Genomic DNA, 21,357 nt, shown 5'->3' on the forward strand with positions numbered 1-21,357 from the left:
CGGTCGACTGATCTTTCCGACGAGAATAGACCAACCGGATGGTTGGGCGACGCGGTGGTGGGTGTCGGCGCTAGCGCGCTACCCCGCCTTGTCGACGCGCTCCGGCACCGCCGCGCTGCCGGCGCCGGCCACCGGCCTGCGAGGTCGGCTGCGCAGCGCCGCTGCCGCCGCCACGACGGCGCCGCGGACGGCCGGACTGGCCCGGTGAGGTCTGGCCCGGTGAGGTCTTGGCGCGGGCCGGCGGGGCGACCTTCGGGGCCACCGGGGCGGGCGCCCGCAACGGCGCCACCTCCCCCACCAACTCGAGCACCGACGCGGAATCGGCCGCCACCTGTTGCGGGGCGACGCTGATCCCCGCGCGGCGCAACAGCACCTGGGTCTCGCGGCGCTGCTCGGGCAGGACCACGGTGACGACGTCTCCGGCGCTGCCGGCGCGTGCGGTACGCCCGGAACGGTGCAGGTAAGCCTTGTGCTCGGCGGGCGGGTCCACGTGGACCACCAATTCGACCTCGTCGACGTGCACGCCGCGGGCGGCGATGTCGGTCGCCACCAGAACCCGAACGTCACCGTCGGCGAACGCCGCGAGATTGCGCTCGCGCGCGGGCTGCGACAGGTTGCCGTGCAGGTCGACCGACGGCACACCGGATTCGGTGAGCTGACGGGCCAGCTTCCGGGCCTGATGCTTGGTCCGCAAGAACAGGATTCGCCGCCCGGTGCCCGACGCCAGCAGCTGCACCAGATCCTTCTTGTCCTGCAGGCCGGCGACGTGGAACACGTGATGGGTCATCGCCGGAGGAGGCGCATCGAGTTCATCGACGGAGTGCGACACCGGATTGCGCAGGAAACGCCGCACCAGCTTGTCGACCCCGTTGTCCAGCGTCGCCGAAAACAGCAGCCGCTGACCGGTTTCGGCGGTGGCGGCCAGAATGCGGGTGACCCCGGGCAGGAAGCCGAGGTCGGCCATGTGGTCGGCTTCATCCAGCACGCAGACCCGTACCGCGTCCAGTGTGATCAGCCGCTGCTTCATCAGGTCTTCGAGCCGGCCCGGGCAGGCCACCACGATGTCGACGCCGGCGTTGAGCGCGCTCACCTGACGGTTCTGCGACACCCCGCCGAAGATGGTGGTCACCTTCAGGCCGCTCGCCGCCGCCAGCGGTTCCAGGGTTGCGGTGATCTGGGTCGCCAGCTCCCGGGTGGGCGCCAGCACCAGGCCACTGGGCCGGGCGCGGTGGCGCTTCTCGCCGGCCAGCCGTGCGACCAGCGGCAGCGAGAAGGCCAGCGTCTTGCCGCTGCCGGTCTTTCCCCGGCCCAGCACATCACGGCCGGCCAGACTGTCCGGCAGGGTTGCGACCTGGATGGGGAAGGGAGCAGCGATACCGCGATCGGCGAGCACACTGACAAGTGCAGCGGGCACGCCGAGTTCGGCGAATGAATTGGTGGTCATGACATGCCTTTCCGGCATCGGCCGTGCGGCAGAGGCGCCACGACGGCGCCCATCTGTCTGCAACACAGGGGTTGGCGAAATTGCCTGTTGGCAATAACTTTCGCCGCGAGAAGAGCTTCACACGCCAGCTGAATCGGCACCAGGGGCCGGACGGCGGTGAGTAAGCGTTCCACGACGCGTGAGCACCAGCCTATCGCACCGGTGCGGCAATGCCTAAAACGCGGCGAATTCCCGCAGACTGGCCGCCAATGCCGCGGGAACCCGCGCGCGGATTCGGGTGCCGCCCTCGCCGTGCTCGGCCAGCTGCACCCGACCGTGTTCATGCACCCTGGCCACCAAATCGCCACGACCGTAAGGGATGACGACATCGACTGCGGTGTCGACCGGCGCCACTGACTGCGCCATCCGTTGGCGCAGCGCGTCGATGCCCTCACCGGTGTGCGCTGAGACGAACACCGCTTCGGGCAAGGCACGTCGCAGCTGGGCCAACGCCAGATCTCCGGCGGCGTCAATCTTGTTGACCACCAACAGTTCCGGAACACGCTGACCACCCGGCCCGGAATCGTGTTCGGCAATGACTTCGGAGATCACCTCGCGCACCGCGCTGATCTGCGCCAGCGGCGCCGGATCGGAGCCGTCGACCACATGCACCAGCAGGTCCGCATCGGCGACCTCCTCCAGGGTGGAACGGAACGCCTCCACCAACTGGGTGGGCAGATGCCGCACGAAACCGACTGTGTCGGTCAACACAAACGGGCGGTCGTCGTCGAATTGCCCACGGCGCGTGGTGGGTTCCAACGTGGCGAACAGCGCATCCTGAACCAGCACTCCGGCGCCGGTCAGGGCATTGAGCAGGCTGGACTTGCCGGCGTTGGTGTAGCCGACGATCGCCACCGAAGGGACGTCACTGTGCCGACGGCGGCTGCGCTGGGTGTCGCGCACCTGCTTCATCGCCTTGATCTCGCGGCGCAACTTGGACATCCGTTCCCGGATCCGCCGCCGATCGGTTTCGATCTTGGTCTCACCGGGACCGCGGGTGCCGACCCCGCCGCCGGCGCCGCCGGCCCGCCCGCCGGCCTGCCGTGACATCGATTCACCCCAGCCGCGCAGCCGCGGCAGCATGTACTGCATCTGCGCCAGCGCCACTTGCGCCTTGCCTTCGGCGCTGGTGGCGTGCTGGGCGAAGATGTCCAAGATCAGCGCGGTGCGGTCGATCACCTTGACCTTGACCGCTTTCTCCAGCGCGTTCAGCTGCGCCGGCGACAGCTCGCCATCGCAGATGACGGTGTCGGCGCCGGTGGCCAGCACCATCTCCCGCAGCTCCTGGGCCTTGCCGGAGCCGATGTAGGTCGACGGGTCGGGCCGATCTCGACGTTGGATCAGGCCCTCGAGCACCTCCGAGCCGGCGGTTTCGGCCAACGCCGCCAGCTCCACCATGCTGGCGTCTGCCTCGGCGGCGGTCCCGTCGGTCCACACGCCGACCAGCACCACCCGCTCCAGGCGCAGTTGGCGGTATTCGACCTCGGAGATGTCGGCGAGTTCGGTGGACAGCCCGGCGACACGACGCAGCGCTGCGCGGTCGTCGAGGTTCAGCTCACCGGTGCTGGGCTGCGGCCTCGAGTCGGGATAGCTCACTGCGCCGCCCACCACCTCGGTGCGATGTCGCCGCGGGCCACCAGTTCCGACGGACCCCGCAGGTAGCTGCCGGCGTCGGTGACGGTGACGATGACCTGCCCGCCGGGAATGTCGACCCGCAGCGTGCCGGTCGACGCGCCGCCATGCGCCAGGGCCGCCACGGCGGCGGCCACCGTGCCGGTGCCGCACGAGCGGGTCTCGCCGACACCGCGCTCATGCACCCGCATCGCTACCGCGCCGTCGTGGACAGCGGTCAGGATCTCCACGTTCACCCCGTTCGGGAACTGCGCGGTGTCGAACGACACCGGCGCACCGACATCCAGGGCGGCCAGATCTGCCGCGGACAGGCCCGGATCCACACAAGCCAGATGCGGGTTGCCGACGTCGACGCCCAGGCCCGCGAACCGCCGCCCGCCGACTAGTGCCTCGAATGCCGGTCCGGAGCTCCCCAGCAGGTTCGGCTTGCCCATGTCGACGGTCACCTCGGCGTGCACGTCGTCGGCGTGGTGCACGATCACCGGTCGCGGCCCGGCCAGCGAGCCGACGACGAATTCGTCGGCCGATTCCAGGCCCGCGGCGCGCAGATAGTGCGCGAACACCCGGACACCATTGCCGCACATCTCGGCCACCGAGCCGTCAGCGTTGCGGTAGTCCATGAACCAGTCGCCGGGCCCCACACCTTCGGGCAGCTGGTCGAGCACCCCCGCGTCCGCCGCCGCACCGGCGGTGGTCACCCGCAACAGGCCGTCGGCGCCCAGGCCGCGGCGGCGGTCGCACAGCGCGGCCACCGCGGCAGGGGTCAGATCCAGGGCCACGTCCAGATCCGGCAACAACACGAAGTCGTTCTGGGTGCCGTGGCCCTTGGCGAAAAGCATGTGCTCAGGATACGTGCCGCAGCGCTGCCAGCGCCGCGTCGAGCACGCCGCCGACGGCGGCATCGAGCCATTGAGTGCGGTGGTCGCGGCGGAACCAGGAACGCTGCCGGCGCACATAGCGCCGGGTTCCGATGAACGTCGGTTCCCGCGCGCCCGCACCGTCGCCCCCGGCATCGAGATCAGCGATCACTTGGGCGTAGCCCAGCGCTCGGGCGGCGGTGACACCGTCCCGCAACCCGGACTCCAGCAGCCGCTGGACTTCGGTGACCAGCCCCTGGGCGAACATCGTGTCGGTGCGGGCAGCCAGTCGCTCATCGAGAATGACTGTGTCGCAGTCCAATCCGAGGATCACGGTATCCCAGCGCGCCGCTCCGATGGTCGGCGCGGAGGCGGCGAACGGCGCTCCGGTCAGTTCCACCACCTCCAGCGCCCGCACGATCCGCCTGCCGTCGGTGGGCAGGATCGCCGCGGCGGCAGCAGGGTCGGCGTCGGCCAGCTCGGCATGCATGGCGGCAACCCCGACCTCGGCCAACCGCTGCTCGTAGCGGGCCCGCACCACCGGATCGGTGGCCGGAAACGACCAGTCGTCGAGCAGGGCCTGCAGGTAGAGCATCGACCCGCCGACGATGATCGGTACCGCGCCACGATCCATGATCGCCTCGACGTCGGCCGCCGCGGCCTGTTGATAGCGGGCCACCGTCGCGGTCTGCACGACGTCGAGCACGTCAAGTTGATGATGCGGAATGCCACCACGCTCCCCCGGCGGCAGTTTTGCGGTGCCGATGTCCATGCCGCGGTAGAGCTGCATGGCATCGGCGTTCACGATCTCGCCGCCCAACCGCGCGGCCAGGTCCAGCGCCAGTTGCGATTTGCCCGTGCCGGTAGGCCCGACGACCGCGATCGGCCTCACGGCTGCCAGACCCCCACGAAATAGCCGACCCCATACGGGGCGTCGCGGTAGAGCTGTGTGACGCCGTGCGGTGCGGTCCCGACCAGCCCCGCCAGGGCCGCGAAACCCGCCCGGCCGACGACCTGCGGGCCCAGCCCGGTCAGTGCTGCGACGTCGCCGCGCGCCAGCGCATCGTCCAGGGCGCGCTGGCACTCGACGTCTGCCGGCTGGTATCCCCCCGGCGCCGCCGGTGTCACGGTGTTGGCTCCGTCGGCAAGCACCAGCACGCCGGTGCGCTCACCGGCGTCATCGATCTCGGCGCGTATCCGGCGGCCGGCCTTCAGCGCCGCGCCCGGATCGGCGCAGGAATGCACCACCACCTCGGCGTCCGGTGACACCTGCCCGCGTACCCACCCGGCGATCAACGCGCACAACGGCAGATCAACGGATTGCTGGGCGCCCGGTGACAGTCTCACCGCGACGTCGGCGCCGAATCCGGCGAAACTGCCGGCGCCCTCGGGCCCGTACACCGCATCGGGTCCGGCACCCAGAGCCACCCAGCGCGCCGGCAGCGCCTGGGCAGCGGCCAGCGCTGCGGCCCGCAACTCGGCGGCTTCGGCGGCGGTGCCGGCCAGCTCGGGCACCAGCACCGGCGCCGACGGCATGATCGCGATCGGTCCCAGCACGGCACCCAAGCTAGCCGGTGGTCGGCGCTGCCACCGGCTCGGCCAGGTCGGCGCCGGCATCAGCGACGATGGTGGCGGCCTCACCCCGGGCCAGCGCCGCCGTGGCGATCACGATCAGCACCACCCCGATGATCACCGCGACGTCCTCTGTCCCACCGGCCTGAATGGTCTCATTGAGCAGCAGTACGCCCAGCGCACTGGCCACCAGCGGTTTGGCCACGGTCATCGTCGGCATGGACGCCGTCAGCGCACCGGCACGAAACGCCGACTGCTGGAAGATCATCCCGGCCAGCGTCGCCACCAGCCAGGGCAGCAATGCGGGCGCCCGCAGCACCGCGGCGAAGCCGTCGGCTTTGAGCACCTCCACGAGAACCTTCGTCAGCAAGGCGAACACCGCCAGCGAGGTACCGGCCACCACAGCCAGCAGCACTGCCGCCGCCGGCTTGCCCTTGTAGATCCGGGCGGCCAGGACACAACCCACCAGCCCCGCCGCCAGCACCACCGACACGATGATCCAGGTAGCCGCTGGCGCGTGTTGCTTGCCCTCGGTCGGATCCCCCACGATCACGACCACTGCCAGCGCCGCGGCCAGCAGGATGGCCCACATCCACTCCCAGTTGGTCACCCGGCGATGGGTCAGCCAGGCATACATCGGCAACGCGAACAGCAGCGCGGTCACCTGCAAACCGGTCACCAGCATCACCGAGCCGACCGCCAGCGCCACCGCCTGCAGGGCGTAGTTGGCCACCGCCGCTGCACCGCCGCCCCACCACCGCGGGTCGCGCAGTGACAGCCAGAACAGCTCCAGATGGCCCACCTGCTGGTCGGTGATCTCCTGCGCCGACCGCTGCCGGATCACGTCGCCGATCGCGGACGCCAAGGCGGCGCACAACGCGAGCAACGCCGCTAGGAAATTCCCTGTCGACATGACCCCCTCCTCAGACGGGAAACGATACCCGCTGTTCACCTTCCCGCTGGATAAGCGCTACGCCACCGCGACGGCCGGCTCGCCGGCGGTGGCCGCCTGATCACGCGAGAGCGCCGCGACCGCGGCGACCAGCGTGGCCACTGCCAGGACCAGGGTGAACACGGCATCGCGGTCGGGCTTGAGCACCTCGCCGAGCAAGACCATGCCCAGCGTCGCGGCCACCATCGGTTCCAGCACCGTGATCGTCGGCAGCGAGGCCGTCAGGGCGCCGGCCCGAAACGACGACTGCTGGTACACCGCGCCGGCCAGCGCGACGGCACACCATGCGTAGAGCTCCGGTGCGGCGAACAAGGCTCGCGGTCCGTGGCCGATCAGGTCGACCACTCCCTTGGTCAGCACCGCGAAGATTCCCCACGAAATGGCCGACACCGCAGCGAGCAGCACGGCCGCCGCCCGCCCGGCGTATGCCCGCGCCCCGATCAGACACAGCAACACCGTCGGCGCCAGCACGGCGACCACCCAGACCCAGGCCTCCAGCGAGGCCCGCGCCTGCCCGGCGGTGGGATGACCGACGGTGATGATGATGGACTCGGCCGCGACCAGCAGCGCAGACCATAGCCAGACCGAACGCCCCAGCCGATGACCGGATTGGCGGGCACTCAGTGGCAGCGCGAACAACAGTGACGTGACCAGCACTGACTCCACCAGCAGCACCGACCCAAGGCCCAGGGCCACCGCCTGCAGGCTCAAACCCGCCAGACCCGACAGACTGCCCACCCACCACTTCCGGTCGGTCAGCAGCCGAGCGAACAGCGCGGCGGGCCCGATCCCCGGGTCTGCGACCCGGTGGGCACTGCGCTGCTGAATCACGTCGCTGATCGCGCTGAACAGCGCCGCACCGAGTGCAAACAGCACGGCGATGGTCTCTTTCGCCATTGCCGGCCTCCTACCAATCTGCGGGTGCCGCGGGTAACACCGGCGGCGATCGGACAGGCTACCGCCCGGTTCATCCGGCGGCCCCAGCCTCGCCTCTCCTGCGTCGAGCCTCGCTGAACCGCCCCGTCATACGGCGGCCCCAGCTTCCCCTCTCCTGCGTCGAGCCTCGCTGAACCGCCGAGTTGGCGGCGCGGTGCGGCGGGTAACTGCTTGAATACTCTGGAATGCTGCTAGGCAGATCGAAGGCGCCGCGGTGCGCGGCAGACGCGCGGGTTATCCCGCGAAGGGTTAGGTGACGACAGCGATGACCACTGACAGCGGTTCGTCCGCCCCCACCCCCCGGCCGGGTCCCCGTCCGGGGCCTCGCCCGGGACCCAAGCCGGGTGCCCGGCCCGCCCCGGCCGTTATCGGGCCGCCCACCGTTGACCCGCACCGGTTCGGGCGGGTCGACGACGACGGCACGGTGTGGCTGGTCACCTCGGCCGGTGAGCGACAGATCGGCTCCTGGCAGGCCGGCGACCGGGAGGCCGCGTTCGCCCACTTCGGCCGGCGGTACGACGACCTGAGCACCGAAGTGACCCTGCTCGAGGAGCGGTTGTCATCCGGCAGCGGCGACGCCCGCAAGATCAAGGCATCCGCGGCGGCACTGGCCGAGCAGTTGCCGACGGCCAGCGTCCTGGGTGACGTGGAGGCGTTGGCAGCCCGGATCGCGGCGGTCAGCGAGCACGCCGCCACCGTCGCCGCAGCCGGCCGTGCGCAACGCGATGAGCAGCGAGCGGCGGCAACCGCACGCAAGGAGGCGCTGGCCGCCGAAGCCGAGGAGTTGGCCGCGAACTCGACGCAGTGGAAGAGCACCGGCGATCGGCTGCGCGCCATTCTCGACGAATGGCGCACGATCACCGGTCTGGACCGCAAAGTCGATGATGCGCTGTGGAAGCGCTACGCCGCGGCACGCGACGGCTTCAACCGGCGGCGCGGTTCGCACTTCGCCGACCTCGACCGGGGCCGGGCGGGGGCGCGGGAGGAGAAGGAACGGCTGTGCAAGCGAGCTGAGGAACTGTCCGGTTCCACCGACTGGGCGGGCACCAGCGCCACATTCCGGCAGTTGCTCGCCACCTGGAAGACGACCGGGCGGGCCTCCAAGGACGTCGACGAGGCGCTGTGGCAGCGGTTCAAGGCCGCCCAGGACACGTTCTTCTCCGCCCGCAATGCCGCCAACGCCGAACGTGACGCCGAGCTGGAGGCCAATGCCACGGCCAAGGAGGCCCTGCTGGTCGAGGCGGAGCGGATCGATCCGACCAACCAGAACGCCGCGCGCGCCGCGCTCCGCTCGATCGTCACCAAGTGGGATGACCTCGGCAAGGCGCCCAGAGAGCGTTCCGCCGAGTTGGAGCGGCGCCTGCGGGCGGTGGAGAAGAAGGTGCGTGATGCCGGGGCTGCCGCCGAGGCAGCGGTGGTGGACCCCGAAGCCGAAGCCCGGGCCGCCCAGTTCCGCACCCGCGCAGAGCAATTCGAACGCCAAGCGCTCAAAGCCCAGGCCGCGGGCCGCGACAAGGAGGCCGCCGAGGCCAGCGCCAACGCCGACCAGTGGCGGCAATGGGCCCAAGCCGCAGAACAGGCGCTCAACCGGCGCTGACGACCGGCCGATGTTTGAGCATCGGCACCGTCGGGCTACCACCTCCAGTGAGGGCAACAACCAACTCACTGGAGGTGACACATGAGCAATATCACCGCAGCACTCGACGTCAAGCGCCCGATCCGGACGGTCTACAACCAATGGACCCAGTTCGAGTCGTTCCCGAAGTTCATGGAAGGTGTCGAACAGGTACAGCAACGCGATGCCACCCACCTGCATTGGAAGATCAAGGTGGGCCCGGCGTCGCGGGAGTTCGACGCGACCATCACCGAGCAACACCCCGAAGAGCGGGTCGCGTGGCGTTCCGACGCCGGCCCGAGCCACGGCGGCGTGGTCACGTTCCACAAGATCGACGACGACACCACCCGGGTGACCACGCAGATGGATATCGACCCCGACGGTGTTCTGGAAAACGTGGCCGACAAGCTGAACATCCTCGATCACCGTGTCCATGCGGATCTCAAGCGATTCAAGGACTTCATCGAGAACCAGCCCGGCGAAACCGGCGCCTGGCGCGGAGACGTACCGCGACGATGATCGACCCCGCCGGCTGGGTGTTTCGCTGGGGAGCCGCGCTGCGGCACCGCCGGTTCTTCCACCCCGACGGTGTGCTGACGACCGGGTTTCTGCAGCGAGACGCACCGGCAGGCGACGGTCTGCCGGTGCCGTCAGCCATCGTCAACGCTCGCATCTCCAAGGCGACCGGCACACCTGGCCCCCTGCCCGACGCCGTCGGACTGGCGCTTCGGATACCGGCGCCACAGCACGATCACCCCTGCTGGGACATCTTGCTGGTCTCGGCGGGTTCGGGCGTGTTCGGCCGGACACTGGGCGTGCACCCGGTGGCGTCCTGGTCAGGCCTGACGTTGACCACGCTCATGCCGCTGCACTACCGAGAGCAGGCGTGGTGGCTGCGAGCTCGACTGACGACGCCGGTCGAGGGTTTCGGAGTGGCGCTGAGCAGCATTCGCAAGCAGCTCGCCACCAACCAGATCGGCTTCGAACTCGATCAGGCCCGTGGCACAGGAGAATTCCGCCCGCTGGCCCACCTGGTACTCAACGACCTCGATGAGGCCGACGGAACGGGCCACGACGTCTCGTTCGACCCGACCGTGAACAGCGCAGCGGGAGTTGAACTGCGTCCGCGCTGGCTCGCCGACCTGCGCGCCCGCGCCTACCGCGGAAGCCGCGAAGGCAGGGCGGCGCCCGGGGCTACTCGTCCGGCGGCGGATCCTCGGGACGATTGAGATCGTCCAACAGGTTCCGCGACTGCAGTTGCGCGGTGCTCTGCCGGCGCTCTGCCTCAGCGGCGAGTTGCAGCGCGGTGCGTGACCACACCACGCGGGCCCAGTGAAACGTCAGCACGATCAGCGTGATCCAGGCCAGGATCAGTCCGACGCCCGGGCCGGGGTGACCTTGTACCGCGGTCTGCCGGGACCACACGGCCAGCAGTCCGACGGCGCTGGCCACCGCCGAGCCCGCCAGTGCCACCCAGGCCACCGTCCAGCGCCGGGTCAGCAAGGCCAGCAGCGAGAATCCCACCCCGAACACCAGCGCCAGCCACATGAACAGCTGTGACGGCAACGTCACCAGAGCTTCGTCGGTGCCCTCGCCGGGGAACAGGACGTCCCAGCCGCGAACGGAGCCGGTGTGCGGCAACAGGAACGACCCCAGCAATACGAATACGCAGATCGCGACGACCAGACCCCTGCCGCCGGGGTCGATCTCGCCGGCGACGCGCCGCTCGGCGGCTTCGATATCGGCGCGGTAGGCCTCGAAGTTGTTGTCCCCACTGCCGCTCATCGCGCCACCACCCCCGGCATCTTGGGCATGCCCAGTCCGACACCGGGCGCCGGTTCGGCATGGCTGTCACCGGCCCGGGTACGCCGGTGGCTCAACAAAGCCCCGTCGGCCAACAAGTGGTGCGGCGCCGCGCCGGTCACCGTAGTGGTCACCACATCGCCGGGACGGACCTGCGCGGTCCCCGGCGCGAAGTGCACCAGCCGGCCGTCGCGCGCTCGTCCGCTCATCCGCGCCGTCTGGGCGTCCTTGCGACCCTCACCGACTGCCACCAGCAGTTCGACGGTGCGCCCGATCTGGGCCTTGTTCTCGTCCCACGAGATCTGTTCCTGCAGCTCGATCAGCCGGTCGTAGCGTTGCTGGACAACCTCTTTGGGCAACTGGTCGGGAAGCTCAGCGGCCGGCGTTCCGGGCCGCTTGGAGTACTGGAAGGTGAACGCGGCCGAGAACCGCGCGGCGGCCACTACCTCCAGGGTCTCGTCGAAGTCCTGCTCGGTCTCACCGGGGAACCCGACGATCAGGTCGGTGGTGATGGCCGCGTCCGGGATGGCGGCCCGGACCCGGTCGAGGATGCCCAGATAGCGCTCGGCCCGGTAGGAGCGGCGCATCGCCCGCAGAACCCTGTCCGAGCCGGACTGCAGCGGCATGTGCAACGTGGGACAGACGTTCGGGGTCTGCGCCATCGCTTCGATCACGTCGTCGGTGAACTCCGCAGGATGCGGAGAGGTGAAGCGGACCCGCTCGAGTCCCTCGATGTCCCCGCAGGCCCGCAACAGCGAGGCGAACGCCCCGCGGTCGCGCGGCAGTTCCGGGTCGGCGAACGAGACGCCGTAGGCGTTGACGTTCTGACCCAACAGGGTCACCTCGAGAACGCCTTCGGCGGCCAGCGCCCGCACCTCGGCGAGGATGTCGTCGGGGCTGCGGTCCACTTCACGGCCACGCAACGACGGCACAATGCAGAAGGTGCAGCTGTTGTTACAGCCGACCGAGATGGAGACCCAGGCCGAGTAGGCCGAGTCCCGCGCGGCTGGCAGCGACGACGGGAACTCGCGCAGCGATTCGACGATCTCCACCTGGGCGCTCCGGTTGTGCCGGGCGCGCTCCAACAACGCCGGCAAGGACCCCAGGTTGTGGGTGCCGAAGACGACGTCCACCCACGGCGCGCGAGTCAGCACGCTGTCCTTGTCTTTTTGCGCCAGGCAGCCGCCGACGGCGATCTGCATGTCGGGGTTGCTGCGCTTGTTGGGTGCCAGGTGGCTCAGATTGCCGTAGAGCTTGTTGTCGGCGTTCTCCCGCACCGCGCACGTGTTGAACACCACCAGGTCGGCGTCGGCGTCGTCGGGGGCTCGGCGGTAACCGGCCTGCTCGAGCATGCCGGCAATGCGTTCGGAGTCGTGAACATTCATCTGACAGCCGTAGGTACGCACCTCGTAGGTGCGCATCTGTTCGGAAATCACCGGCAAACTCACCCGGACTATGGTACGGCGGCTGTGTCGATCGGAGTGACCAGGCCGATAGCGGCGCCCGCACGGTGGCTTCCTGGGTAGGGTCAGATCCCATGACCAGCGGCGGGCCGGATCTGGTGCCGATGATCGCGATCCACGACGTCAACAAGTTCTTCGGCGGCCTGCATGTGCTCAAAGACATCAACCTCGAGGTCGCTCGCGGCGAGGTGGTGGCGATCCTGGGCCCGTCGGGCTCGGGCAAGTCCACGCTGTGCCGCACCATCAACCGGCTCGAAGTGATCGACTCCGGCACCATATCCCTCGACGGACAGCCGCTGCCGGCCGAAGGTGCGGCGCTGGCCCGGCTCCGGGCCCAGGTCGGCATGGTGTTCCAGTCGTTCAACCTGTTTCCGCACAAGACCATCCTGGACAACGTCACACTGGCACCGATGAAGGTGCACAAGATGCCCCGGGCGCAGGCGCAGCGCCAGGCGATGGCACTGCTGGAGCGGGTCGGGGTGGCCGATCAGGCCCACAAACATCCCGCACAGCTCTCCGGCGGACAGCAGCAGCGAGTGGCGATCGCCCGTTCGCTGGCGATGAACCCGAAAGTGATGCTGTTCGACGAGCCCACCAGTGCCCTGGACCCGGAGATGATCAGTGAAGTGCTCGATGTGATGTCCACGCTGGCCGACGACGGGATGACCATGGTGGTGGTCACCCACGAGATGGGCTTCGCCCGCCGCGCAGCAGACCGGGTGGTGTTCATGGCCGACGGTGCCATCGTCGAGGAGGCCGCTCCCGCAGAGTTCTTTGCTGCCCCGAAATCCGCACGGGCCCAAGACTTTCTCGCCAAGGTCCTCGACCACTGATGCTGACGGTGCGAGCCCTGGCAGCGCTGGCGCGAGCCTGTGCCGTCCTGACGATGGTGGCCGCACTGACTGCGCCCTGCGGGGGGTGCACCGCTCATGACAGCGGCAAGATCACCGTCGGCGTCAAGTTCGACCAGCCCGGGTTGAGCGTTAAGAAACCCGACGGCACGCTCGGCGGATTCGATGTCGACGTGGCCCGCTACGTCGCGGCCCGGCTGGGGTACCCGCCGGACCGCATCGCCTGGATCGAGGCCCCATCCGGGCAGCGCGAGATGCTGCTGCGCAACGGCCAGGTCGACTACCTGGTGGCCACCTATTCGATCACCGATTCGCGGCGCCAGAAGGTCGACTTCGCCGGCCCCTACCTGCTCACCGGGCAGTCACTGTTGGTGCGCGCCGACAACACCGACATCACCGGTACCGCATCGCTGCAGCGACACAAGAAGCTGTGTTCGGTGTCGGGCTCGACGCCCGCGCAACGGATCAAGGACCGCTATCCGGGCGTACAGCTGCAGCGCTACGACACCTACTCGGCGTGCGTGGAGGCCCTGCGCAACGGTGCGATCGACGCGGTGACCACCGATGACGTGATCCTGGCCGGCTATTCCGCCCAGAGCCCCGGGGCCTTCAAGCTGGTCGGCGAACGATTTTCAGAAGAGCTCTACGGGATAGGCGTGCAAAAGGGCAATGAAGGGTTGCGGCAGCGGATCAACGATGCCCTCGCCGAGATGGAACGCGACGGCTCCTGGCGGGCGGCGTTCGTGGACAACTTCGGCCCCGCCGGGTTCGCAGTGCCCGAGCCGCCGCCGATCGAACGATGATGTTCGCCCAGTATCGGGGCCAGATCCTCCAATCCTTCACCGTCACCGTCGAGTTGGCGGTGTTGTCCGGCACGCTGGCGCTGATCCTGGGCACCGGATTGGCTGCGATGCGGCTGGCTCCGGTACCGGTGCTGCGGTGGCTCGGCGGCGGCTACGTCCATCTGGTGCGCAATACCCCGCTGACTCTGCTGTTGCTGCTGTGCTCGTTCGGCCTGGCCCAGACGCTGGGGGTCTCGCTGACCGATCCGCAGTCGCCGACGTCGATCGACGACAGCAACTTTCGCCTGGCGGTGCTGGGCTTAGGTGTGTACACGGCATCGTTCGTGTGTGAGGCGGTGCGCTCCGGGGTCAACACGGTGGGGATCGGGCAGGCCGAGGCCGCTCGTTCGCTGGGATTGAGCTTCACCCAGAATCTTCGGGTCATCTTGCTCCCCCAGGCTTTTCGGGCCGTGATCATCCCGCTGGGCTCGGTGCTGATCGCGCTGACGAAGAACACCACCCTGGCCTCTGCTATCGGGGTCGCCGAAGCGGCGCTGCTGATGAAGTCGATGACCGAGAACACCGCGGCGCTGCTCGGGGTGGGCGCGGTGTTCGCCGCAGGCTTCGTCGTGCTCACCCTGCCGCTGGGCCTGTTGTTCGGCTATCTGGACCGGCGCTGGGCGGTGTCGCGATGAGGTCGGCGCCCCGCGCGACGGTGCTGTTCGACACCCCGGGACCCCGGGCCCGCGTCCGCTACCGGGCATTGTCACTGGTGACGGTGCTGGCTGCGGGGCTGCTCGGCTGGCTGGTGTACTCGCGGTTGTCGGCCAAAGGGCAGCTGACCGCGGAGAAGTGGGCGCCGTTTCTGACTGCGGATCTGTGGCGGACCTACGTGCTGCCCGGGGTGGCCGGGACGCTGACCGCGGCGGCCTGGTCCATTGGGCTCGCGCTGATCCTGGGGGTCGGGCTCGGGGTCGGCCGGCTGTCGCAGATCCGGCCGATTCGCTTCAGTTGCGCGGTGGCCGTGGAGTTCTTCCGGGCGATTCCGGTGCTGATCATGATGATCTTCGCCTACTTCGTCTATGGGCTGCTCAACGCGTTTCCACCGCAACAGATCGCGCTGGCCGGGGTGGTGACCGGGCTGACCCTCTACAACGGCGCCGTCATCGCCGAGATCGTGCGGGCGGGGGTGAAGGCCCTGCCCGGCGGACAGTCGGAGGCGGCCGCCGCGTTGGGCCTGGGCTGGGGCGCCTCGATGCGGCTGGTCCTGCTGCCGCAGGCCGTCACTGCGATGCTGCCGGTGCTGGTGTCACAACTCGTGGTGGTGCTCAAGGACACCGCGATCGGCTACCAGATCACGTTCGTGGAGATGGTGCGCCAAGGCACCGTCGTGGGCTCCCAGTACAGCAACTACCTGCCCGCACTGCTGGTGATCGCGGCGCTGATGATCACCGGAAATATGGTGCTCTCGGCCGGTGCCATCGGGCTGGAGCGGCGGCTGCGCCGGGCCCGCCAGTCCCCCTTGGGCGCAGCCACAATTGAGCCGGAGGGCACCCCGGGTGCCCGGGTCGTTTAGGGACTGCGCGCACGGTGTCCGCCGTCTAGAGTCGGACTCGACAGCTAACGACAGGAGACTCGGATGGCCATCACCCCCAAGGACGCATTCAACGCTGCGCGCGACATCGCCGCGCACGCCGTCGAGAAGGCCTCGGACATCGTCGAGGACGCCGGCGACATCATTCGCGGGGACATCTCCGGCGGCGTCAGCGCGATCGTCCAGGACTCTATGGAGATCGCCACTCACGCCGTCGAACGGACCAAGGAAGTCTTCACCAGCACGGACGAGGTCGAGGAAGACGCCTAGTCCACCCCTTCACACCCGGCGACGTTCTCGTTCAGCGGCCAATTCGGTACTGACCACGTCATAAGCCATCGACGGGTTGTAGCCGCGCCGCGCCAGCATCGCCACCAACCGACGGGTGACCTTCACGTCGTCGGCGCCAAGTGTCTCCCGGCGAAGCTTGGCATGCACCAATTGCTCGGCTCGGTCGCGCTCGGCGGCGGCGTCGATGCCCTCCAGCGCCTCGGCAATCACGTCCTCGTCGACACCTTTGGTGCGCAACTCCGCGGCCAACGCCTTGCGGCCCTTGCCCGCGTGCTCGCGCCGGGATCGCACCCACTGTTCGGCGAAGTCGGTGTCGTCGATCAATCCGGCTGTGGTCAGCCGGTCCAACACCCGGTCACTGACCTCGTCGGGGTAGCCGCGCTTGGTCAGCTGGCCGGCGAGCTCGGCGCGGGTGCGGGCCCGGACGGTGAGCAGGCGAAGGCACAGTGTCTTCGCCTGCTCCTCGCGCTTGGGCTCTGCTGCCTCGACCGACTCAGAAGTCGACGGGGGCGGGCAGAACATCATCAGCCAGCTCATCGGTCAGCACGGCGCCGATACCGAGCTTCTCCTTGATCTTCTTCTCGATCTCGTTGGCCACGTCACGGTTGGTCAGCAGGTAGTTGCGGGCGTTCTCCTTGCCCTGCCCCAGCTGTTCGCCGTCGTAGGTGAACCAGGAACCGGACTTGCGGATGAAGCCCTGGTCCACGCCCATGTCGATCAGCGACCCCTCACGGCTGATGCCCCGGCCGTACAGGATGTCGAACTCTGCCTGCTTGAACGGCGGCGACACCTTGTTCTTGACCACCTTGACCCGGGTGCGGTTGCCGACCGCGTCGGTGCCGTCTTTGAGGGTCTCAATCCGCCGAACATCGAGGCGAACCGAGGCGTAGAACTTCAAAGCCTTTCCACCCGTGGTGGTTTCGGGACTGCCGAACATCACCCCGATCTTCTCCCGCAGCTGGTTGATGAAGATGGCGGTGGTGCCCGAATTATTCAGCGCACCGGTCATCTTCCGCAGCGCCTGGCTCATCAACCGGGCCTGCAGACCGACGTGACTGTCCCCCATCTCACCCTCGATCTCCGCGCGCGGCACCAGGGCGGCCACCGAGTCGATGACCAGGATGTCCAGCGCGCCGGAGCGGATAAGCGTGTCGGCGATCTCCAGCGCCTGCTCCCCGGTGTCGGGCTGGGACACCAGCAGCGAATCGGTGTCCACGCCGAGCTTCTTGGCGTATTCGGGGTCCAGCGCGTGCTCGGCGTCGATGAACGCCGCGATCCCGCCGGCGGCCTGGGCGTTGGCCACTGCGTGCAGCGCCACGGTGGTCTTACCGGAGGACTCCGGGCCGTAGATCTCGACGACCCGGCCCCGGGGCAGGCCGCCGATGCCCAGCGCCACGTCCAGGGCGATCGAGCCGGTCGGGATGACCGAGATCGGCTGGCGCACCTCGTCTCCGAGGCGCATCACCGAGCCTTTGCCGAAGTTCTTGTCGATCTGGGCCATCGCCAGTTCGAGTGCTTTTTCGCGATCGGGCGCTTGCGCCATGATGCCTCTCCTGTGGTTCGGTAGTTCGGTTGACCGGTTCTCGGTCGGTTGGCCGTGACGCTAGCGACGGGGTCTGACAAACCCGTCAGGCCGAACGAACTGCCTCCACAGTAGGCGAACGAATGTTCGAATCAAGTCCGACACGCGGCGTGTCGGCGTGTCGGACTTTGACGCCCGGTCAGACCACCGCCATGACGTGCGCGGAAGCCCCGATCGTGGTGTCTTCGGCGCCCATCATGGTCCGCATGAACGCCTCTTGCTCGCGCCGCCCACGCCGCGCCGCGCGAACCCGGCCGCCGGGCAGGGCCAGGGCCGCGGCGCTGCGGGCCAGGTTCACCGGCAGCCGCAGCAGTGGGTACCACGGCAGCACGAAGACCGGCAGGCCCAGTTTTCGCATCGTGCGCGGCCCGAGAAAGCTGCTGGTCAGCGAGAGATGCTGGGCGCGTGCGATACGGCGACGCACGCCGGTCATGGCACCGAACTGCCATTCCAGCGGATCGTCGGCCATCGGGGCCGCCAACTGCTTGGTGGTCTCATCGGGCGCCGAAAGCGCACCGAGGGTCTGATAGAGGATGCGGATGCCGTCCCGGAAGCTGGTGGGCAGCCAGTCGGCTCGGACCCCCATCAGCCAGCCGACATAGCGAGTCAGGTGCGCAATGTCCTCCAGTTCGCCCGGGGACATCACGATTCCCAGCGCCAGCCCGCCGGCCGGTGGCGCGATCAGCGCTCCTACCAGGGTGGCGGCCATGTCGGTCTGGTTGACCGGCAGGCCCCATTCGTCACTGCGCCAATCCGGCAGCGCGGCGACGTGCCGGCGAACGTATTCGTGGATCAGCCGAACCCGGATGGTGGCCTGATAGCCGGCCCCGAGTGGCTCCAGCCCTCCTTCGCCGCTGACGTCCAGCGCCCATTGCAGGGTCTCGGCGAAGCGCTTGTTCGAGCCCTTCTCCAGCACACCGGTGCGCAGCAGCGTCTTGTTGAACGAGGAGAATTGATAGCCACCGAGGAACGACACGTCCCGGGCGATGTAGGTGCCGTCGGCACCGCCGCGGCGCAGAGCCCGTTGACCACGGCGCACTCGGGCCATGTCGACCCAGTCCGGGATCGGCTCGAACTCGCCGAAGAACTCCCGCAGCGGCGCAGGTGCATCCGGCACGCTGTCCAGACCGCGGGCCAGGATCTGTTCGAAGATCGGGCGGGTCTCTTGGGCCCCCGCGCTGGACATCCACTCGACCAGCCGCTGCATCGGCTCGTCGCCGGCGGTCAGGTCTTCACCGATCTGGCGCCACCGCTGCGGCGTGGGTTTGGTGATCGCCAGCGCCGTCGCCAGCACCCGAATGCTGACCGGTACGGCGCCCGGTCCAGCCGGGTGCCGGGCGGGGGCGGTCAGTACAGGCGCGTTCATCGGGTGGCCTCCAGCGCTATTTTGGATAACATCCGTATTCCGAATTTACGGTCGCTAGTAGGGTGATGTCAATGAAACGCCCTGAGGTGGTGCGTGACTACGGCGGAATCAGCGCGGTGGACCGCCGCGCCGAGCGCCGTAGCAAGTTGCTGGCCGCCGGCCGCCAGATCTGGGGCGAATCGGGCATCGGCGAGGTCACCGTCCGCGGCGTCTGTACCGCCGCGGGGCTCACCCCGCGCTATTTCTACGAACAATTTCCCAATCGCGACGCGCTGTTCTTCGCGGTCTCCGACGACGTCCGCGACCAGCTGCTCGAGGCGATGGTCACCGCCGGGATCGGTGACCCCGGCACGCTGTCGGACAAACTCCGGTCCGCGCTGACGGCCTTTCTCGACCTGATCGCCGCCGACCCCTGCATCCACCGCATCGCCACCAGTGACCTGTCCGCGATTCCGGGGCTCAACGAGCACCGCGCGGGCATCCTCGACTTGATCACCGACGCCATCGTCGAACATGCCCCGGGCGTCCTGGACGGTCAGAATCTCGGGCCGGAAGAACTGCGCCGGGGTGCACTGTTCATCGTCGGCGGTGTCAACCAGATCATCGAAACCTGGCTCGACAATCCGGTCGAGACCACGACGGAACTGGCCGCGATCTGCTCAGACCTCTCCGTCGCCCTGGTCCGCAGCATCGTGGCGCGCAACGACCAGCTTCACCACTGATCGCGCGGCACGTCGAAGTCCGAGCACAGCGCCCACCACACGTCACGCGGCTCCACGCCGTCCTCGATGGCCTGCGCCGCGGTCCGTCCGCCTACCGCGGCCAGCACGTGGTCGGAGAGCACCGAGGTGCCGTAGGCGGCACCGAAACGCATCGTGACCAGTTCGCGGAATTCGGTCAGGCGCACCTACCCAACCTACCCAGTGCCCGACAGTGCCTCGTGGCACACCCGTACCGGATCGGCGACATCAGTGGCCGTGCCTGCGGCGCGCCGCGCGGCATCGCGGTAGCTCGGCGACGCCAACACCGCGCCCACCGCCTCGGCCAATGCCGGCCCGGTCAACGGGCGGATCAGCCGCCCACTGCCTTGGCGCACCACGCGATTGGCGATCTCCCACTGATCGCCGCCACCGGGCACCACCACCAGCGGTACCCCGCCCAGCAGCGTCTTGGCCACCATGCCGTGCCCGCCGCCGCAGACAACCACGTCGGCGTGCGTCAACAGTTCGTCCTGGCGCCCCAACCCGGCGACGGCCCACGACGGCAACTCCAGGGGCGGGCCGCCCAGCCGCGACACCGCCAGCCGGGCGCCGTCGGGTAGTCCGGCACCGGGCACCAGATGCTCCAGGGCGAGTTCGGCCAGCCCGGCGGCGCCGGTGGAGGCGGTGGACGGCGCCACCACCACCAGCGGACCGGAGCCCGGCGGTACGGTCAGCACCTGCTCGGTCGGCTCGAAGTGCAACGGTCCGACCACGACGGCCTCGGCGGGCCAGTCGGGCCGGGGCACCTCGAGCGCGGGCAGCGTGGCGATCAGGCGCCGCAGCGGCCCGGGATCGTCGCCCGGCAGACCGATACCCACCCGCGCTTCGGCACGCTGACGCAGGCCACCGCGTACCGACCGTGCCGTCAACGAGCGCATCACCGCATCACGCAGCCGGCCACGCACCCCGGTGCCCGGTGCCAGCCCGCTGCCGATCGGCGGCAGTCCCTTCGACGGCAGGTACAGCGGGTGCGGACTGAGTTCCACCCACCCGATGCCGAGTAGCTCGGCGGCCATTCCCCCACAAGCCGTGATGACGTCGGAGACCACCAGATCCGGCGCCAGAGCTCGCAGCTGATCGCGGTTTTCCACCGCCATGCGCGCCGCACGGTGATGCAGCTTGGCCCCGTCGTCGGCGTCGTCGTCGGCGGCGGTGGGATCGAGTCCCAGCAGCTCCGCGGCGTCCACCCCGACGGCCCGCGCGGTGTCGAGCCACTGCACCCCGGTCAGCAGCGTCGCCGTGTCTCCGGCCGCCGCGAAGCGCCTGCACAACGCGATCGCCGGGAACGCGTGACCGGGATCTGGGCCGGCTACCACTACGACTCGCATCGGCCTACCGTGCCACAGCCCCTCAGGCCTAGGGTGGCAGGCATGACCGAACTGACTGGCCAGCAGGACGCTGTTGAGGCCGCCGCCAACATCCGCACCGTAGAGACCTTCCTCGACGCCCTGCGCGACGAGGACCTCGACACCGCGGCGGCGGCGCTCGCCGAGGACGTGGTGTACCAGAACGTCGGGCTGCCGACCATCTACGGCCGCAGCGCCACCATCGGAGTGTTTGGGCGGATGGCCGGCCGGGCGGCTTTCGACGTGAAGATCCATCGCATCGCCGCCGACGGCTCGTCAGTGCTCACCGAGCGCACCGATGCGCTGACGCTGGGACCGCTGCGGCTGCAGTTCTGGGTGTGCGGAGTCTTCGAGGTGCACCACGGACGGATCACGTTGTGGCGTGACTACTTCGACTTCCTGGACATGTTCAAGGCGACGCTGCGCGCGGTGGCGGCCACCGTGTTCCCGGCGCTGCGGCCGACGTTCTAG

Annotated in this window: 24 protein-coding genes; 10 read left to right on the forward strand and 14 right to left on the reverse strand. The window is 68.9% G+C overall.

Annotated elements, in window-relative coordinates; genetic code table 11:
- Positions 1–70 precede the first annotated feature (70 nt).
- The 7 genes from ACJH71_RS16740 to ACJH71_RS16770 all read right to left on the reverse strand — a co-directional run bounded on the left by ACJH71_RS16740 (position 71) and on the right by ACJH71_RS16770 (position 7,393).
- Positions 71–1,444 (reverse strand): DEAD/DEAH box helicase, encoded by a 1,374-nt coding sequence (locus tag ACJH71_RS16740; protein WP_406759112.1) that lies wholly within the window; start codon positions 1,442–1,444, stop codon positions 71–73.
- Positions 1,445–1,657: 213 nt separating this feature from the next.
- Positions 1,658–3,079, reverse strand: a complete 1,422-nt coding sequence (gene hflX, locus ACJH71_RS16745) for a GTPase HflX (protein WP_406759113.1) — start codon at positions 3,077–3,079, stop codon at positions 1,658–1,660.
- Positions 3,076–3,954, reverse strand: coding sequence for a diaminopimelate epimerase (gene dapF / locus ACJH71_RS16750; protein ID WP_406759114.1), 879 nt, complete (start codon positions 3,952–3,954; stop codon positions 3,076–3,078). The genes hflX and dapF overlap by 4 nt, the downstream gene beginning before the upstream one ends.
- 4 nt (positions 3,955–3,958) lie before the next feature.
- Entirely contained in the window at positions 3,959–4,864 is a 906-nt protein-coding gene (gene miaA, locus ACJH71_RS16755; protein ID WP_406759115.1) for a tRNA (adenosine(37)-N6)-dimethylallyltransferase MiaA, read from the reverse strand.
- Positions 4,861–5,529, reverse strand: coding sequence for a hypothetical protein (locus tag ACJH71_RS16760; RefSeq protein ID WP_406759116.1), 669 nt, complete (start codon positions 5,527–5,529; stop codon positions 4,861–4,863). The genes miaA and ACJH71_RS16760 overlap by 4 nt, the downstream gene beginning before the upstream one ends.
- A gap of 10 nt (positions 5,530–5,539) precedes the next feature.
- Positions 5,540–6,457, reverse strand: coding sequence for a DMT family transporter (locus tag ACJH71_RS16765; RefSeq protein ID WP_406759117.1), 918 nt, complete (start codon positions 6,455–6,457; stop codon positions 5,540–5,542).
- A gap of 57 nt (positions 6,458–6,514) precedes the next feature.
- Positions 6,515–7,393, reverse strand: a complete 879-nt coding sequence (locus ACJH71_RS16770; protein WP_406759118.1) for a DMT family transporter — start codon at positions 7,391–7,393, stop codon at positions 6,515–6,517.
- A gap of 304 nt (positions 7,394–7,697) precedes the next feature.
- Here ACJH71_RS16770 and ACJH71_RS16775 point away from each other — a divergent pair, with 304 nt between their 5' ends.
- From ACJH71_RS16775 to ACJH71_RS16785, 3 genes are all read left to right on the forward strand, one after another.
- Positions 7,698–9,029 carry a DUF349 domain-containing protein gene (locus tag ACJH71_RS16775; RefSeq protein WP_406759119.1) on the forward strand — a complete coding sequence of 444 codons (1,332 nt, stop codon included), beginning with the start codon at positions 7,698–7,700 and terminating at the stop codon, positions 9,027–9,029.
- 81 nt (positions 9,030–9,110) lie between these two features.
- On the forward strand, positions 9,111–9,566 hold the full coding sequence (locus ACJH71_RS16780; protein WP_406759120.1) for an SRPBCC family protein: 456 nt from the start codon (positions 9,111–9,113) through the stop codon (positions 9,564–9,566).
- Positions 9,563–10,276 carry a phosphodiesterase gene (locus ACJH71_RS16785; protein ID WP_406759121.1) on the forward strand — a complete coding sequence of 238 codons (714 nt, stop codon included), beginning with the start codon at positions 9,563–9,565 and terminating at the stop codon, positions 10,274–10,276. Before ACJH71_RS16780 ends, ACJH71_RS16785 begins: the two co-directional genes overlap by 4 nt.
- Here the strand turns inward: ACJH71_RS16785 and ACJH71_RS16790 are convergent.
- Both ACJH71_RS16790 and miaB read right to left on the reverse strand, forming a co-directional pair.
- On the reverse strand, positions 10,242–10,832 hold the full coding sequence (locus tag ACJH71_RS16790; protein ID WP_406759122.1) for a hypothetical protein: 591 nt from the start codon (positions 10,830–10,832) through the stop codon (positions 10,242–10,244). The genes ACJH71_RS16785 and ACJH71_RS16790 overlap by 35 nt on opposite strands.
- The gene (gene miaB / locus ACJH71_RS16795; protein ID WP_406759224.1) at positions 10,829–12,271 is read right to left on the reverse strand and encodes a tRNA (N6-isopentenyl adenosine(37)-C2)-methylthiotransferase MiaB; all 1,443 of its coding nucleotides are present in this window, start codon (positions 12,269–12,271) and stop codon (positions 10,829–10,831) included. The genes ACJH71_RS16790 and miaB overlap by 4 nt, the downstream gene beginning before the upstream one ends.
- Before the next feature lie 116 nt (positions 12,272–12,387).
- Here miaB and ACJH71_RS16800 point away from each other — a divergent pair, with 116 nt between their 5' ends.
- The 5 genes from ACJH71_RS16800 (at position 12,388) to ACJH71_RS16820 (ending at position 15,810) form a co-directional block, all read left to right on the forward strand.
- Complete coding sequence (locus ACJH71_RS16800; protein WP_406759123.1) at positions 12,388–13,146, forward strand: amino acid ABC transporter ATP-binding protein; 759 nt, start codon at positions 12,388–12,390, stop codon at positions 13,144–13,146.
- The gene (locus ACJH71_RS16805; RefSeq protein WP_406759124.1) at positions 13,146–13,967 is read left to right on the forward strand and encodes a glutamate ABC transporter substrate-binding protein; all 822 of its coding nucleotides are present in this window, start codon (positions 13,146–13,148) and stop codon (positions 13,965–13,967) included. Before ACJH71_RS16800 ends, ACJH71_RS16805 begins: the two co-directional genes overlap by 1 nt.
- Positions 13,964–14,641: an amino acid ABC transporter permease gene (locus ACJH71_RS16810; protein ID WP_406759125.1), complete on the forward strand. Its 678-nt coding sequence runs from the start codon at positions 13,964–13,966 to the stop codon at positions 14,639–14,641. Before ACJH71_RS16805 ends, ACJH71_RS16810 begins: the two co-directional genes overlap by 4 nt.
- Entirely contained in the window at positions 14,638–15,522 is an 885-nt protein-coding gene (locus ACJH71_RS16815; protein WP_406759126.1) for an amino acid ABC transporter permease, read from the forward strand. The genes ACJH71_RS16810 and ACJH71_RS16815 overlap by 4 nt, the downstream gene beginning before the upstream one ends.
- Before the next feature lie 63 nt (positions 15,523–15,585).
- Entirely contained in the window at positions 15,586–15,810 is a 225-nt protein-coding gene (locus ACJH71_RS16820) for a hypothetical protein (protein ID WP_406759127.1), read from the forward strand.
- A 9-nt stretch (positions 15,811–15,819) separates the two neighbouring features.
- Here the strand turns inward: ACJH71_RS16820 and recX are convergent, their stop codons facing one another.
- The 3 genes from recX to ACJH71_RS16835 all read right to left on the reverse strand — a co-directional run bounded on the left by recX (position 15,820) and on the right by ACJH71_RS16835 (position 18,779).
- Entirely contained in the window at positions 15,820–16,359 is a 540-nt protein-coding gene (recX, locus tag ACJH71_RS16825) for a recombination regulator RecX (protein ID WP_406759225.1), read from the reverse strand.
- Positions 16,325–17,374 carry a recombinase RecA gene (recA, locus tag ACJH71_RS16830; RefSeq protein ID WP_406759128.1) on the reverse strand — a complete coding sequence of 350 codons (1,050 nt, stop codon included), beginning with the start codon at positions 17,372–17,374 and terminating at the stop codon, positions 16,325–16,327. The genes recX and recA overlap by 35 nt, the downstream gene beginning before the upstream one ends.
- Positions 17,375–17,552: 178 nt before the next feature.
- Positions 17,553–18,779, reverse strand: a complete 1,227-nt coding sequence (locus ACJH71_RS16835) for an oxygenase MpaB family protein (protein WP_406759129.1) — start codon at positions 18,777–18,779, stop codon at positions 17,553–17,555.
- Positions 18,780–18,850: 71 nt separating this feature from the next.
- Here ACJH71_RS16835 and ACJH71_RS16840 point away from each other — a divergent pair, with 71 nt between their 5' ends.
- Positions 18,851–19,501: a TetR/AcrR family transcriptional regulator gene (locus ACJH71_RS16840; RefSeq protein ID WP_406759130.1), complete on the forward strand. Its 651-nt coding sequence runs from the start codon at positions 18,851–18,853 to the stop codon at positions 19,499–19,501.
- Here ACJH71_RS16840 and ACJH71_RS16845 read toward each other — a convergent pair.
- Together ACJH71_RS16845 and ACJH71_RS16850 are read right to left on the reverse strand one after the other, a co-directional pair.
- Positions 19,492–19,686 carry a DUF3046 domain-containing protein gene (locus ACJH71_RS16845; RefSeq protein ID WP_406759131.1) on the reverse strand — a complete coding sequence of 65 codons (195 nt, stop codon included), beginning with the start codon at positions 19,684–19,686 and terminating at the stop codon, positions 19,492–19,494. The two genes, ACJH71_RS16840 and ACJH71_RS16845, sit on opposite strands and share 10 nt — an antisense overlap.
- 9 nt (positions 19,687–19,695) lie before the next feature.
- Positions 19,696–20,868 (reverse strand): glycosyltransferase, encoded by a 1,173-nt coding sequence (locus tag ACJH71_RS16850; RefSeq protein WP_406759132.1) that lies wholly within the window; start codon positions 20,866–20,868, stop codon positions 19,696–19,698.
- A 42-nt stretch (positions 20,869–20,910) separates the two neighbouring features.
- Between ACJH71_RS16850 and ACJH71_RS16855 the strand changes: the two genes are divergently transcribed.
- Complete coding sequence (locus ACJH71_RS16855; RefSeq protein ID WP_406759133.1) at positions 20,911–21,357, forward strand: limonene-1,2-epoxide hydrolase family protein; 447 nt, start codon at positions 20,911–20,913, stop codon at positions 21,355–21,357.

Origin of the sequence: Mycobacterium sp. SMC-15 (assembly GCF_045310925.1) — a bacterium.
GTDB lineage: Bacteria > Actinomycetota > Actinomycetes > Mycobacteriales > Mycobacteriaceae > Mycobacterium.